Source organism: Streptomyces sp. NPDC020958 (assembly GCF_055562175.1).
Genome location: NZ_JBVHFU010000003.1, coordinates 276,844 through 290,818 on the forward strand (window position 1 = coordinate 276,844; position 13,975 = coordinate 290,818).

Here is a 13,975-nt window from a genome sequence, read left to right on the forward strand (position 1 = left end):
GACAGCGACGGAGGCCGGGCGGCGGCCGGACGCACGACACCGGCGGACCCCACCGCGGACGCGGTGCCGGCTGGGCCGCAGGCGGGAGAAGCCCGGACCGACGTGGACACCGAGCGCCTCGGACGTCTGCTCGGCGATCCCGGCCTTGCCTGGCTCGTAGAACGCGCGCGGCAGCGCATGGCCCGCGGCCGACCGCTCACCGGCTCCATCACCTTGTCCGACCCCGACGAATCCCAACGGCGCGCCGCCGATCGCCTGCTCGGACGGGCACCGCGATCCAGTGGCTCCCTCAGCATTCGCCTCGCCACCGTTGATGAGATCCTGCGCCGCTCCGGTGTCAGCCCCGACGGACTGGCGGCGGCCGTCGTCGCGCTCACCGGCCCGGTCATACTCCACGCCGAGACACGGAACAGGGAGGAACGGGCCTGGGAGGAGGCGTACGCCCCGCTCGCCGTTCTCGACGCAGAGCTGGCCCGCTGGGCCGAGCGGATCCGCAGTGACGGTCTCGTACGGCGCCTCGCCCGCACACCGGAGGCCGCGGGCCCGCTGGTGGAGGCTGCCGTGCGCGCGTTGCGTGCGCTGCCCGCGTCACCCCCGACATCGCGGGCGACGTTCGCGGCACAGAACCTCTCGGGCGCCCATGCCCTGGACGAGGGGACGCCGCTCGCCACTCTCGTCCTGTCCGGCATCCGTTGCCTCACCGGCTTCCCCGCCGGCTCCGGTGCGCAGTGGCGGCGGGAGGCGTGGGCCTCGGTCGGCCTGCTCAAGGACGACCTGTCGTCGACCGTCCTCACCCTCAACCTGCGCGGTACGCCACCCCTCGACTGGATGGCCGACGCGGGGGAGCCGACGGTGCTGACCCTTCGCTCCCTCACCCGTCGTGCACCGGTAGCGCCCGTTCCACCGACGGGAGCCGTTCACATCTGTGAGAACCCGGCCGTGCTGTCCGCCGCCGCCGACACTCTCGGCCCGGACTGCCCGCCCATGGTGTGCCTCCAGGGGCAACCGTCGGCCGCCGCGCTCACCTTGCTGCGCGACCTGTCCAAGCGTGGAGCCCGCCTTCTCTACCACGGCGATTTCGACTGGGGCGGTGTGCGCATCGCCGCAGCGCTGGCGCGAAGCGTTCCTTGGCGGCCCTGGCGCTACACGGCCGCCGATTACCGAGCAGCAGTGACCGCGGCGGCCGAAGCCCCGGCCCTGTCGGGCTCGCCCGCCGCGACTCCCTGGGACCCTGCTCTGGCCGTCGCTCTCGCCGAGTGCGGTGTCCGGGTCGAGGAGGAGACGGTGCTGGACGACTTGCTCGCGGACCTCGGGCCGGGGTCCCGCTGAGGCGCACGTCATGACTCCGATGACGCAGAAGAGTCCCAGAGGCGCCGCCACCTCCCCTCCCGCATCGCATGCATGCGGGTCAGCAGGGGTGTGACGGCGCCTGCTCCGAGGACCCTCAGATGTCCCGGAACGTCTCGATCTGGGCGCCGATCGAGTTCAGGCGTTCGGCGAGGTCCTCGTAACCGCGGTTGATGACGTACACGTTGCGCAGGACCGAGGTGCCCTCGGCGGCCATCATCGCGAGCAGGACGACCACGGCGGGGCGCAGGGCCGGCGGGCACATCATCTCGGCGGCACGCCAGCGGGTCGGACCCTCCACCAGGACCCGGTGCGGGTCGAGGAGCTGGAGGCGGCCGCCGAGGCGGTTGAGGTCGGTGAGGTAGATCGCGCGGTTGTCGTAGACCCAGTCGTGGATCAGCGTCTTGCCCTGGGCGACCGCGGCGATGGCGGCGAAGAAGGGGACGTTGTCGATGTTCAGACCGGGGAACGGCATGGGGTGGATCTTGTCGATCGGCGCCTCCAGCTTGGAGGGCCGGACCGTCAGGTCGGTCAGGCGGGTACGGCCGTTGTCCGCGAAGTACTCGGCGCTGCGGTCGTGGTCGAGGCCCATCTCCTCCAGGACCGCCAGCTCGATCTCCAGGAACTCGATCGGCACCCGGCGCACGGTCAGCTCCGACTCCGTCACCACCGCGGCGGCCAGCAGGCTCATCGCCTCGACCGGGTCCTCGGAGGGGGAGTAGTCCACGTCCACGTCGATGTTCGGGACACCGTGCACGGTCAGGGTGGTGGTGCCGATGCCCTCGACCCGGACCCCGAGCGTCTCCAGGAAGAAGCAGAGGTCCTGGACCATGTAGTTGGAGGACGCGTTGCGGATGACGGTGACGCCGTCGTGCCGGGCGGCGGCGAGCAGCGCGTTCTCGGTCACCGTGTCGCCGCGCTCGGTCAGCACGATCGGCCGGTCGGGGCGGATCGAGCGGTCCACCTGCGCGTGGTACTGGCCCTCGGTCGCCGCGATGTCCAGACCGAACCGGCGCAGTGCGATCATGTGCGGCTCGATGGTCCGGGTGCCGAGGTCGCAGCCGCCGGCGTAGGGCAGCTTGAAGTGGTCCATGCGGTGCAGCAGCGGACCGAAGAACATGATGATCGAGCGGGTGCGCACGGCGGCCTCGGCGTCGATGGACGCCATGTCGAGGTCGGCGGGCGGCACCAGCTCCAGGTCGACCCCGTCGTTGATCCAGCGGGTGCGCACACCGATGGAGTTGAGCACCTCCAGGAGGCGGTACACCTCCTCGATGCGGGCCACCCGGCGCAGCACCGTACGGCCCTTGTTGAGGAGGGAGGCGCACAGCAGGGCCACGCACGCGTTCTTGCTGGTCTTCACGTCGATCGCACCGGACAGCCGACGGCCGCCGACCACCCGCAGATGCATCGGGCCCGCGTAGCCCAGGGAGACGATCTCGCTGTCCAGGGCTTCACCGATTCGGGCGATCATCTCAAGGCTGATGTTTTGATTGCCGCGCTCGATGCGGTTGACAGCGCTCTGGCTGGTGCCGAGCGCCTCCGCGAGCTGTGCCTGTGTCCAGCCACGGTGTTGCCGGGCGTCACGGATGAGCTTGCCGATGCGTACGAGGTAGTCGTCTGACATGAGACAGAGGTTATCTCAGATATGAGATGGCGCCTGTTGGGGGGTCCCTCCGGGTGACGTCGTGTCAGCGAGAGTACCCGTTCGGCCCTTCGGTACCCGATGTGCGGAAAACCGGTTGGAGGCACCCGTCGGCCACTGCTACCTTTCGGGCGGCCGTGCGAGAGAACGAGGAGGTGGTACCCGTGAACGCAGTATCGACATGGGTGCTCCCCTCCGGGGTCACGGTCGGGCGGTAGGTCGTCCGGGAGCGCCGTGGAAGCGCACTCCTGAAAGGCACGACCATGCGATTCACTTCCGAACGGCGCCTCGACGACGGCGTCCTCGAACGCGAGTTCACCCTCGGCGAGATCCCCGGCACCCTGTGGACGCCCGGATCCGCCGCCCCGGCCCCGCTCATCCTGATGGCCCACAACAACGGCCTGTCCAAGGGGGAACCCCGGCTGGTGGCCCGGGCCCGGTACTCCGCGTCGTGCGGCTACGCGGTGGCCTCCATCGATGCCGCCGGGTGCGGTGACCGGCCCCGTTCCGCCGCCGACGAGCAGGCCCGCGCCGACCTCCGCCGGGCGATGCGGGCCGGCGAGCCGGTCGACGAGATCTTCGAGTCGTTCATCGGCCCGCTGGTCGAGAACGCGGCCCCGGACTGGCGGGCCGCCCTGGACGCCCTTCTGTCGCTGCCCGGGATCAGCGGGCCGGTCGGGTACTCGGGATGGATGGCCCTCGGCATCCGCCTCGCGGTGACCGAACCGCGGATCGCTGCCGCCGGTTTCTTCGCCGGCGGCTACGTGCCCCGCGCCCAGCGCGAGGAGGCCCGGCAGGTCACCGTTCCCCTGCTGGTCCTGCTGCAGTGGGACGACGAGGGCAACCCCCGGCAGCGGGCCCTGGACCTGTTCGACGCCTTCGGCACGAAGGAGAAGACCCTGCACGCCAACCTCGGCGGGCACACCGGCACCCCGTGGTTCGAGGCGGAGGACGGGAACCGTTTCTTCGGACGGCATCTGACGTGAGGCCGGGCCGCCGGGCCGGCGGCACGCGACAGGCGTGCCGGCCGGCCCGAGCGGCGCGTGCCGGGCGCCTCCCGGGCGGAGCTTCGTGGCGGGTCGTCACGGGGCGACCGACCCGCATCCGTTCCGGGCGTCGTCGGCCGCGTCTGCCCGGTCGTGGCCCATGTGCGCGATCCGTCCACGATGCCCGTTCCTTTCGCCGGCCGCGACGCCTGGGCATGACCATTCGGCCCGGGTGTACTAGAGTTATCTCGACATCGAGATATCTGCCAGGCGCACCGGGACCGCCACCCGAGTAAGGGTTACCTAACTTAGCCTTACCTTAGTGGACCGGCCAAGTCGGCGTGGCGGCAGGATCGTGGTGGTACGCGCACATCAATGAAGGAGACTGTCGTGTCGGCGAACAGCTTCGACGCCCGCAGCACGCTGCAGGTGGGCGACGAGTCGTACGAGATCTTCCGGCTGGACAAGGTGGAAGGCTCGGCTCGCCTTCCGTACAGCCTGAAGGTGCTGCTGGAGAACCTGCTCCGCACGGAGGACGGCGCGAACATCACCGCCGACCACATCCGCGCCCTCGGCGGCTGGGACTCCCAGGCCCAGCCCAGCCAGGAGATCCAGTTCACGCCCGCCCGCGTGATCATGCAGGACTTCACCGGCGTCCCCTGTGTAGTCGACCTCGCCACCATGCGTGAGGCCGTCAAGGAGCTCGGCGGCGACCCGGCGAAGATCAACCCGCTGGCCCCGGCCGAGCTGGTCATCGACCACTCCGTCATCGCCGACAAGTTCGGCACCAACGACGCCTTCAAGCAGAACGTCGAGCTGGAGTACGGCCGCAACAAGGAGCGCTACCAGTTCCTGCGCTGGGGCCAGACCGCGTTCGACGAGTTCAAGGTCGTACCCCCGGGCACCGGCATCGTCCACCAGGTGAACATCGAGCACCTGGCCCGCACCGTCATGGTCCGCAACGGGCAGGCCTACCCGGACACCCTGGTCGGCACCGACTCGCACACCACCATGGTCAACGGCCTCGGCGTGCTCGGCTGGGGCGTCGGCGGCATCGAGGCCGAGGCCGCCATGCTCGGCCAGCCGGTCTCCATGCTCATCCCGCGCGTCGTCGGCTTCAAGCTGACCGGTGAGCTCAAGCCCGGCACCACCGCCACCGACCTGGTCCTCACCATCACCGAGATGCTGCGCAAGCACGGCGTCGTCGGCAAGTTCGTCGAGTTCTACGGCGAGGGCGTGGCCGCCACCTCCCTCGCCAACCGCGCCACCATCGGCAACATGTCGCCGGAGTTCGGCTCCACCGCCGCGATCTTCCCGATCGACGACGAGACCATCAAGTACCTGAAGCTCACCGGCCGGTCCGAGCAGCAGCTCGCGCTCGTCGAGGCGTACGCCAAGGAGCAGGGCCTCTGGCTGGACCCGAAGGCCGAGCCCGACTTCTCCGAGAAGCTGGAGCTGGACCTCTCCACGGTCGTCCCCTCCATCGCCGGACCGAAGCGCCCGCAGGACCGCATCGTCCTGGCCAACGCCGCCGAGCAGTTCAAGAGCGACGTCCGCAACTACGTCGCCGACGACGACGAGGCGGGCAAGGAGTCCTTCCCGGCCTCCGACTCCCCGGCCACCGCCAACGGCGTCCCGACCAACCCGGTCACCATCACCGCCCCCGACGGCTCGACCTACGAGATCGACCACGGCGCGGTCACCGTCGCGGCCATCACCTCCTGCACCAACACCTCCAACCCGTACGTCATGGTCGCCGCCGCCCTGGTGGCCAAGAAGGCGGTCGAGAAGGGCCTGACCCGCAAGCCCTGGGTCAAGACCACCCTCGCCCCGGGTTCCAAGGTCGTCACGGACTACTTCGACAAGGCGGGCCTGACGCCCTACCTCGACAAGGTCGGCTTCAACCTGGTCGGTTACGGCTGCACCACCTGCATCGGCAACTCCGGCCCGCTGCCGGAGGAGGTCTCCAAGGCCGTCAACGACCACGACCTCGCGGTCACCGCGGTCCTCTCCGGCAACCGGAACTTCGAGGGCCGGATCAACCCCGACGTCAAGATGAACTACCTGGCCTCCCCGCCGCTGGTCGTCGCGTACGCCCTCGCCGGCTCCATGAAGGTGGACATCACCAAGGACGCCCTCGGCACCGACCAGGACGGCAAGCCGGTCTACCTGGCCGACATCTGGCCGACCGAGGCCGAGGTCAACGACGTCGTCGCCAACGCGATCGGCGAGGACATGTTCAACAAGTCCTACTCCGACGTCTTCGCCGGCGACGCCCAGTGGCAGTCGCTGCCGATCCCGACCGGCAACACCTTCGAGTGGGACCCCGAGTCCACCTACGTCCGCAAGCCCCCGTACTTCGAGGGCATGCAGCACGAGCCGGCCCCGGTCACCGACATCACCGGCGCCCGCGTCCTCGCCAAGCTGGGCGACTCGGTCACCACCGACCACATCTCGCCCGCCGGTGCCATCAAGGCCGACACCCCGGCCGGCAAGTACCTCACCGAGCACGGTGTGGAGCGTCGTGACTTCAACTCCTACGGCTCCCGCCGAGGCAACCACGAGGTCATGATCCGCGGCACGTTCGCCAACATCCGCCTGCGCAACCAGATCGCGCCGGGCACCGAGGGCGGATACACCCGCGACTTCACCCAGGCCGACGCGCCGGTGGCGTTCATCTACGACGCCTCCCGCAACTACATCGAGCAGGGCATCCCGCTGGTCGTCCTGGCCGGCAAGGAGTACGGCTCCGGCTCGTCCCGCGACTGGGCCGCCAAGGGCACCGCGCTGCTCGGCGTCAAGGCCGTCATCGCCGAGTCGTACGAGCGCATCCACCGCTCGAACCTCATCGGCATGGGCGTCCTGCCGCTCCAGTTCCCGGAGGGCGCCTCCGCCGAGTCCCTCGGCCTGACCGGCGAGGAGACCTTCTCCTTCACCGGCGTCGAGGAGCTCAACAACGGCACCACCCCGCGCACGGTCAAGGTCACCACCGACACGGGCGTCGAGTTCGACGCGGTCGTCCGGATCGACACCCCCGGTGAGGCCGACTACTACCGCAACGGCGGCATCATGCAGTACGTGCTGCGCCAGCTTGTCGGTTCTTGACCTGACGTGAACGAGTGCCCTGCCCCTGCATCTCGCGGGGAGTGGGGCGCTCGTGCTCGACGGGGCGGATGACGCGCCTGCGACCGTGATCGCACGCGATCTGTTCCCGGAGCGGAGCTGCGCATCCTACGACGACGAAGAGCCCCGCACCTGGTACCAGGTGCGGGGCTCTTCTGTCCTTGCGAGCGTGTGGCGAACGAGCGCCGCCAGGCGATGTGCTGCAGCTGGGTGTCGTCGCCGTCGCTCAGCCGGAGGATCGCGACGTCAGCAAGTCTCTCGCCTTCGTCAGTGAGGCAGTGGAGGACTCAACAGAAGGTGACTGAGCCGATTATGAAACCATCGAACTCCTCGAACCCTGGTGACCAGGGGCCGGAGGAGACCACGTCCTGACCGTGAAGGCGAATCAGAAGTCGTTGTACGCACAGCTCAAGGCGCTCCCCTGGACTTCGAACCCGCCGTCACCAGGACGGACCGAGGACATGGACGCCGCGCCACTCGCACGATCAAGATCGTCGACGTGCCGGCATGGGTCGAGTTCGCCGGGGCCCGGCAAGTCGCCCAACTGTGGCGCACCGTCACCCGCAAGGGCCGACGGACCATCGAGATCGTCTACCTGATCACCAGCGCGGACGCCCGCACCGCGCCGCCCGCCGTCCTGGCCGCATGGACGCAGCCGCACCGGGAGATCGAGAACCGCCTGCACTGGGTCCGCGACGTCACCTTCCACGAAGACCGCTCCCAGATCCGCACCGGCAACGCGCCCCTCGTCATGGCGGGTCTGCGCAACACCGCGATCACGCTGCTGCGCCTGGACGGACACCAGAACATCGCCGCCGCCGTACGGCATCACGCACGCGCCACCGACCGTCCCGTCAACCTGCTCCTGACAGCGTGATCAACAACTTTGCCGGAGCCCTGGCGCCCACGCCGCGCCGGTGCTCACGGCGCCTAGCAGCACCCGTCGGCCTGGTGGTGCACGCGTTCCAATGTATGGATTGTTGAACGACCCTTCAATAGGATGGTTCAACATCCCATCGTCTGCTTCGCGGACGCGGAACGGCGGCAACCGACCGGAGGGCTGGAGGAGATGAGCCGGTATCAGTTCGAACAGGTCGACGACCTCGGGCGGATCCTGTTCTGCGACGACCCCGCGCTGCAGCTCGAGTGCGTGCTGGGGGGCCTGGAGACTGCGGAAGGCACCATCACCATCGATCCCGCACAGACACCCCGCATGCCCACTGCCCTCTTCGAGTTCCGTCGCGCCGTGGGCGTGGGCTACTTCGGGTACGTCGTGCCGAAGGGAGCCTCGCTCGACGAGATACCCGAGGAACCGCAGCTCGAAGGCGCCATCCTGTTCGGCATGAGGCGCCTGCCGCCCGAGGTCTTCTGCGACCTGCCCTCGATCCCCGGATGGGAGCTGCACGACATACCCGATGAACAGCCAAAACTGGAGGAGTGCTACGGATACACCTACTCCCGGCTGGAACTGCGGACGCCCGACGGGGAGATCTACTCCCGGACCTGGGTCCCGCACGACCCCGAGTGGGAGGCCGCCGCCCTGCGTCACGGCTACGTCGTGTGCCTGTGCGGCGTGGAACTGGGGATCCGCGCACCGTACGCGATGACCCACGCCCAGCACACCCCGGTCATGCGCTACGCGGCCTTCCGCCGCGGATGCGCGCTGGGCCTGACCGTCGGCGGGCTCGTCGCCTACGTCGACCACCGCTGACGCGCAACACCGAGCCGGCACGCTTCGAGTACGAACCGGGCCGCGACGCGGCGTCCGAGCGGGCCCCGCGGACGATGTGACGTCGACCGCCAGTCGGGGCCGCGCTCCTGTCGGAGGGAGCGCGGCCCCGCGTCGTCCCGCTACAGCCAGCCGCGCTGAGCGGCCCGCAGTCCGAGCTGGAAACGGCTCGCCACCCCGAGCCGTTCCTGCAGGTCGCTCACCCGCCGCCGCACTGTTCGCAGACTCACCCCCAGGTGACGGGCCACCGCCTCGTCCTTCATCCCGGCCGCCAGCAGTCGTGTCAACGTCTGTTCGTCCTCGGAGAGTTCGCCGTTCCCTTCGGGCCGGCCGAGCGGGGTCGCCTGCTGCCAGGCCAGCTCGAAGAGCTTCTGCAGCGCCTCGGTGACCGCCGAGTGCCATACGACGACGGCGCAGTAGCCGCCCGCCGCGGACGAGGTCAGCGGGAGCATCGCCCGGTGCCCGTCGACCACCAGCAGCTTGAGCGGCACGGACGGCAACACCCTTGCCTGCTCGCCGAGTTCGACCATCTTCCAGGCGCGGGACAGAGTGTTCGGATCCTCCAGGCCGCTCGCCGCGTAGATGCCGCGTGAGACGATCCCGCGCTTCAGCAGATCGGCCTGGAGATCCACCTGCGGTGCGGGCGGGGCGAGGTACGGCGGCGTGTCGAAAAGGCACACCTCGTGCTCGGCACGGGCGTACATCTCCTCCAGGCGGGCCGCGATGGCGCCCTCGCCGGAGGCGACCTCGATCAGCCGGGTCGGCTCCTCGCGCAGCAGGCCGGCCTCGTACGCCGTGGCCATCTCCTCAGCGGTGGCGGCGAGAAGTTCGGACTCCGTCTCGCGCCGCCGGATCAGGGCGCGGATCGCCACCCGCGGGTCGACCGCTCGTAACCCGCCCATGGAGTCCGGCGGTTGGAGCAGACCAAGGGTGAGCAGCCGGTTGCAGGCCTCGCGCAGCTGGGCCGGGGTCGCCCTGGTCAGCAGCGCCCAGCCGGCCGCGCCGGCGTCGGGCTGATGCAGAATCGACCGGTACACCATCTCGTCGAAGGCGGAGACCCCCACCGCGGCCCAGGGGCTCGCAGCAGGGGTCTGTCTTGCAGGATCTTGTGCGGTGTTCACCATGGCTCGCCACGGTAGAGGTTCTTTGTTAAGAATCCTTACAGTGGCTCAGGGCAATCGCTCACTTCAGGCCGAACGCCCGCAGCACGGTCTGGTCGATCCCGTCGCCGTTCCGGTCCGTGGCCCGCACCCGCAGCGACACCGTCTCGGCGCCCTTCGCGGGCTTGAACCGCGCCGTGCCGCCCTTGACTTCCACTTCCTTCCATGAGGTGCCGTCGTCGTAGGAGACCCAGGCCTTCAGACTGCTCGCCCTCACACTCCCCAGCTGGTTCGCGACCGGCAGCCGGACCTCCACCGCACGCCCGCTGTCGGCCCGGTTGAGGAGATCGAGACGCTTCGCGGCGATACCGACCGTGAGCAGCGGCAACGCCGTCTTCGTTACGGTGTGCGCCGAGGAGAAGGTCCACTCGGTGTGCGTGCTCGTCGAGTACCTGGCCCACTCCGCCCGGCGCTGTACGTCCAGTTCGAAGCGGTACGCGGTCTTGTCCGCCGCCACGTCGAAGGTGCCGTATCCGCCGCGCGTCGAGTCGCCGACCAGCTGCCCGTCCGCGTAGAGCTTGCCCTTCGCGGTGTTGTCGACGCCGTCGACGTATCCGTAGTGACCGGGTGTGGAGTCGGTCAACTCCGGCACCGAGAGGGTGAGTTTGTCACCGTCGCGGACGGAGAGGCCGTACTCCTCGCTGCTTCCCGGCCGGACGACCTGGCGCAGCCAGTCCTCGGTGGGCTCCGTACCCGGTTCGGCGAAGGTCCGCAGCGGGCTCCACTCGCCCTTGGACGCCTTCCAGTTCGGATAGACGACGTGCCAGGTACGGGTGTCGGGGTCGACGTAGTAGTACTCGTCGCGTTCCGTGCCCAGCTGCGTGTAGACGCTGTTCTCGACGCCGAAGAGCTGCCAGGGGCGGAAGGTGTACAGGGTGTCCGCGCCCATCTCGCCGGCCGTGGCCCCGTAGTAACGGGCTTTCCGCTTCACGGTGTGGAACTTGTCCAGGGTGTAGGTCTGGTTCGCGGTGATGGCGCCGCTCTGCGCGGCGAGCAGGTTGTAGACGTACGGGCTGACCGGCGTACCGCTCAGCTTCAGGGTGACCTTCTTGCCGGTCTTCAGCAGGCCGGCGAGCTCGGCGCCCTCCTCGCCGGTGGCGATCATCAGCGGGACGCTGGTCGCGCGGTCCACGGCCTCGATCCAGAATCCGGGTGTCTTGCGGTACGCGATGAGGTAACCCGCCCCGGCCCTGGTCGCGTTGTCCAGAGCGGTCTGGGCCCGCTCCGTGGCGCCCAGCCCGACCACCGCCACCTTGCCCTTGACGTCGAGCCCCGCGAAGTCGGCCTCGGTACCGCCGCCCGCGTCCACCGCCTGCACGGTGTGCTTCCCGCTGATCTTCAACGGGAAGTCGTTGTACGTCTGCGAATAGTAGAGCGAGGACAGCGCGGTCTTCTCCGGGCTGGTGACGCTCGCCGTCAGTTCCTTCGCGTACAGGCGGAACTTGGCGTAGAAGTCCAGGGTGCCCACGGTGACCTGCTGGGTCGGCGCCACATAGACGTGCGTGGTCCAGAAGCCCTGGCTGTAGGTCAGCCCCCAGGCGCCGCCCGGCCCCGCGCGGTGCCAGTTGGTGCTGAAGCCCCGGAACTCGGAGTCCTGCTTGGTCTTCGGTTTGATCTCCACCGCCTTGCGGGCGTCGAGGACGACCGCGGTGTCCTTGTCGACCTTGATCTCGGGGTTGCCGACGACCGACGTGCCGACGGCCAGGCCGCCCGCGTCCCGGTCCGGGATCCAGGTCGCGATGGAGTAGGTACCGGCCGGTACCTGCCAGGTCCAGCCGGTGCCGATGAAGCCGTACTCGTCGGGGTAGGCGCCGTTCAGCTCCTGGAGCGTGTAGATCGACGCCCCGGTGGACGGGTTGCCCTCGCGGTCCACGAGGGAGACCTTGAGGTTGTACGTCTTCGGCGCCTTCTCGAAGCCGACGCCCGTGGTGACCTGGATGCCGTCGGCGGTCGCCGTGACATGGCCCGAGTACCGGCCCTGGGCTTCCTGCCCGGGGTCGACGCCGACCGGAACCGAGGCGGTGCCGTGGGCGGGCACGGTCAGGGTGTCCGCGCCCAGCGTGAGGTCGGCGAGCGACGACGAGAGCTTCAACTCCACCGCACTGCCGGTGGTGTTGGTGTACGTGATGTCCTTGCTGACGACCCCGGTGTCACCGTCCTCGAACCTGCCGAAGCTCAGCGTCGGGGTCGCGAAGACGTCCTGCTCGACGGCGCGTACCGCGTCGACCCGGCCGTCGCCCTGCTCGAACACGGAGTTGTCGGCGTTCGTCTTCGCGGTACTGGCGAGGGCCTCCTTGATCTGCTCGCCCGTCCAGTCCGGATGCGCCTCGGCGACCAGCGCCGCCGTGCCCGCCACATGCGGGGTCGCCATCGAAGTGCCGCTCGCCGTGGTGTAGTAGTCGTCGACCGGCGTGCCCATGGTGGTACCGGCGGCGCGGGCCGCCGTGATGTTCACGCCCGGCGCGGTGATCTCCGGCTTCACCGCGAAGTCGCCGAGGCGCGGACCCCGGCTGGAGAACGAGGCCAGCTTGTCGGACTTGTCCACCGCGCCCACCGTCAGCGCCGAGTCGGCGATACCCGGGGTGCCCACGGTCTGCTCGCCCGGGCCCGCGTTGCCGGCCGCGATCACGAAGAGGGTGCCGGTGTCCGCGGACAGGTCGTCGACCGTCTGACTGAGCACGTCGGAGGGGCCGGACGCGGTACCGCCCAGGGACATGGAGACGATCTTCGCGCCCGAGTGCGCCGCCCACTCCATGCCCGCGATGATCCAGGACGACTGTCCGCTGCCCGTGTTGTCCAGCACCTTGCCGACCAGTAACTGGGCGCCCGGCGCGACCCCCTTGTACCGGCCGCCCGAGGCCGCGCCCGAGCCGACGATCGTGGACGCCACATGGGTGCCGTGGCCGAAGCCGTCCTGCACGGTCTCGTCCGGTACAAAGCTCTCCGAGCCGGCGATCTTCCCGGCCAGGTCCGGGTGCCCGAGGTCCACGCCCGTGTCCAGGACCGCGACCTTGACGCCCGTGCCGTTGTAGCCCGCCTTCCACACCTCGGGCGCGCCGATCTGCGGCACGCTCACGTCGAGGGACGCCTTCACCTTGGCGTCCAGCCAGATCTTGTCGATGCCGTCACCGAGCTGCTTCGCGGCCTTCGCGGTCGGCGCGGTGCCCAGCGGCGGGGCGATGTCCGACCAGAACGCGGTCGACTTCTTCGCGCTGAGCGCCGCGCCGTCGATCCCGGGCAGCGCCAGCGTCCGGCGCGTGCCCTCGGGGGTCTCGGCGCCCTTGGTGTACGTGGCGATGACCGGGGTGCTGCCGGTCTTCGCGTCCGTGTACCCCTGTTCGACCAGCTGGGAGACGTTGAACAGAGCCGGGTCGAGACGGCCGGCCTTGATCAGCGGGATGGCGTCCGCCGGCAGGACGCTGATCTCGCCGTTCTTCTCGCTCGACAGGAAGGTGGCGGCCTCACGGCCCTTGCCGCGCCGGACGTCGACGGCGTTCTTGCCGTCCGGTCCGACGGTGAGGGTCACGGTGTCGCCGGTGATGAGGGTGACAGTCTGCGGTGCGGCGGTGGTGTGCGGACCCGTGAGGGGTGTGACGGGTGTGGTGACCGGGGACCCGGGAGCGGATGTCGCGGGCGTGACAGCCCCCGCGAGCAGTCCGGCCGCTCCTGCCACGGCCCACAGGGCGTGGAGTCTTCGCATGGGTGGACGTCCTCCCCTGAACGTGGAAACGCTTCCGCCCGGTAAGCGGAAGCCAGAGATCAGAGTGGGCGCCGGGTCGGCGGCGGCTCAAGGGAACACGGTGGCCGGAGTGTGCCAATGCCCGCTTCGGCCAAGAGAGTTGGCGCAAATTCCCGCTTGGCGGACCCGGCCGCGGCCGGTCGGCACCGGTCCTCGCGTCCGCATTCCGGCCCGCGCGCCCGTCCTGTCCCACGGCTTCGGCTCAGCGGGAACACAGCATCCCCTCAGGAGACCGGCACAGACTTG

Annotated in this window: 8 protein-coding genes; 5 read left to right on the forward strand and 3 right to left on the reverse strand. The window is 69.5% G+C overall.

The window, feature by feature from the left end; all coding sequences use genetic code 11:
* Positions 1 to 102 precede the first annotated feature (102 nt).
* Positions 103 to 1,329 (forward strand): TIGR02679 family protein, encoded by a 1,227-nt coding sequence (locus tag ACZ3KP_RS11540; protein WP_467498481.1) that lies wholly within the window; start codon positions 103 to 105, stop codon positions 1,327 to 1,329.
* A gap of 115 nt (positions 1,330 to 1,444) precedes the next feature.
* Here ACZ3KP_RS11540 and ACZ3KP_RS11545 read toward each other — a convergent pair whose 3' ends face one another.
* On the reverse strand, positions 1,445 to 2,974 hold the full coding sequence (locus tag ACZ3KP_RS11545; protein ID WP_366894577.1) for a helix-turn-helix domain-containing protein: 1,530 nt from the start codon (positions 2,972 to 2,974) through the stop codon (positions 1,445 to 1,447).
* A 281-nt stretch (positions 2,975 to 3,255) separates the two neighbouring features.
* Between ACZ3KP_RS11545 and ACZ3KP_RS11550 the strand changes: the two genes are divergently transcribed.
* The 4 genes from ACZ3KP_RS11550 to ACZ3KP_RS11565 all read left to right on the forward strand — a co-directional run bounded on the left by ACZ3KP_RS11550 (position 3,256) and on the right by ACZ3KP_RS11565 (position 8,812).
* Complete coding sequence (locus ACZ3KP_RS11550; protein ID WP_467498484.1) at positions 3,256 to 3,978, forward strand: dienelactone hydrolase family protein; 723 nt, start codon at positions 3,256 to 3,258, stop codon at positions 3,976 to 3,978.
* A 390-nt stretch (positions 3,979 to 4,368) separates the two neighbouring features.
* Entirely contained in the window at positions 4,369 to 7,083 is a 2,715-nt protein-coding gene (gene acnA / locus ACZ3KP_RS11555) for an aconitate hydratase AcnA (RefSeq protein ID WP_467498486.1), read from the forward strand.
* Between the two features lie 358 nt (positions 7,084 to 7,441).
* Positions 7,442 to 7,978 carry an ISAs1 family transposase gene (locus tag ACZ3KP_RS11560; protein ID WP_467498488.1) on the forward strand — a complete coding sequence of 179 codons (537 nt, stop codon included), beginning with the start codon at positions 7,442 to 7,444 and terminating at the stop codon, positions 7,976 to 7,978.
* 123 nt (positions 7,979 to 8,101) lie between these two features.
* Complete coding sequence (locus tag ACZ3KP_RS11565; RefSeq protein ID WP_467498490.1) at positions 8,102 to 8,812, forward strand: hypothetical protein; 711 nt, start codon at positions 8,102 to 8,104, stop codon at positions 8,810 to 8,812.
* Between the two features lie 140 nt (positions 8,813 to 8,952).
* On the opposite strand, the gene ACZ3KP_RS11570 is transcribed toward ACZ3KP_RS11565, so the two are convergent.
* Entirely contained in the window at positions 8,953 to 9,954 is a 1,002-nt protein-coding gene (locus ACZ3KP_RS11570) for a response regulator transcription factor (protein WP_467498492.1), read from the reverse strand.
* A 58-nt stretch (positions 9,955 to 10,012) separates the two neighbouring features.
* Positions 10,013 to 13,690, reverse strand: coding sequence for a S8 family serine peptidase (locus ACZ3KP_RS11575; RefSeq protein ID WP_467498494.1), 3,678 nt, complete (start codon positions 13,688 to 13,690; stop codon positions 10,013 to 10,015).
* Between the last annotated feature and the right edge of the window lie 285 nt (positions 13,691 to 13,975).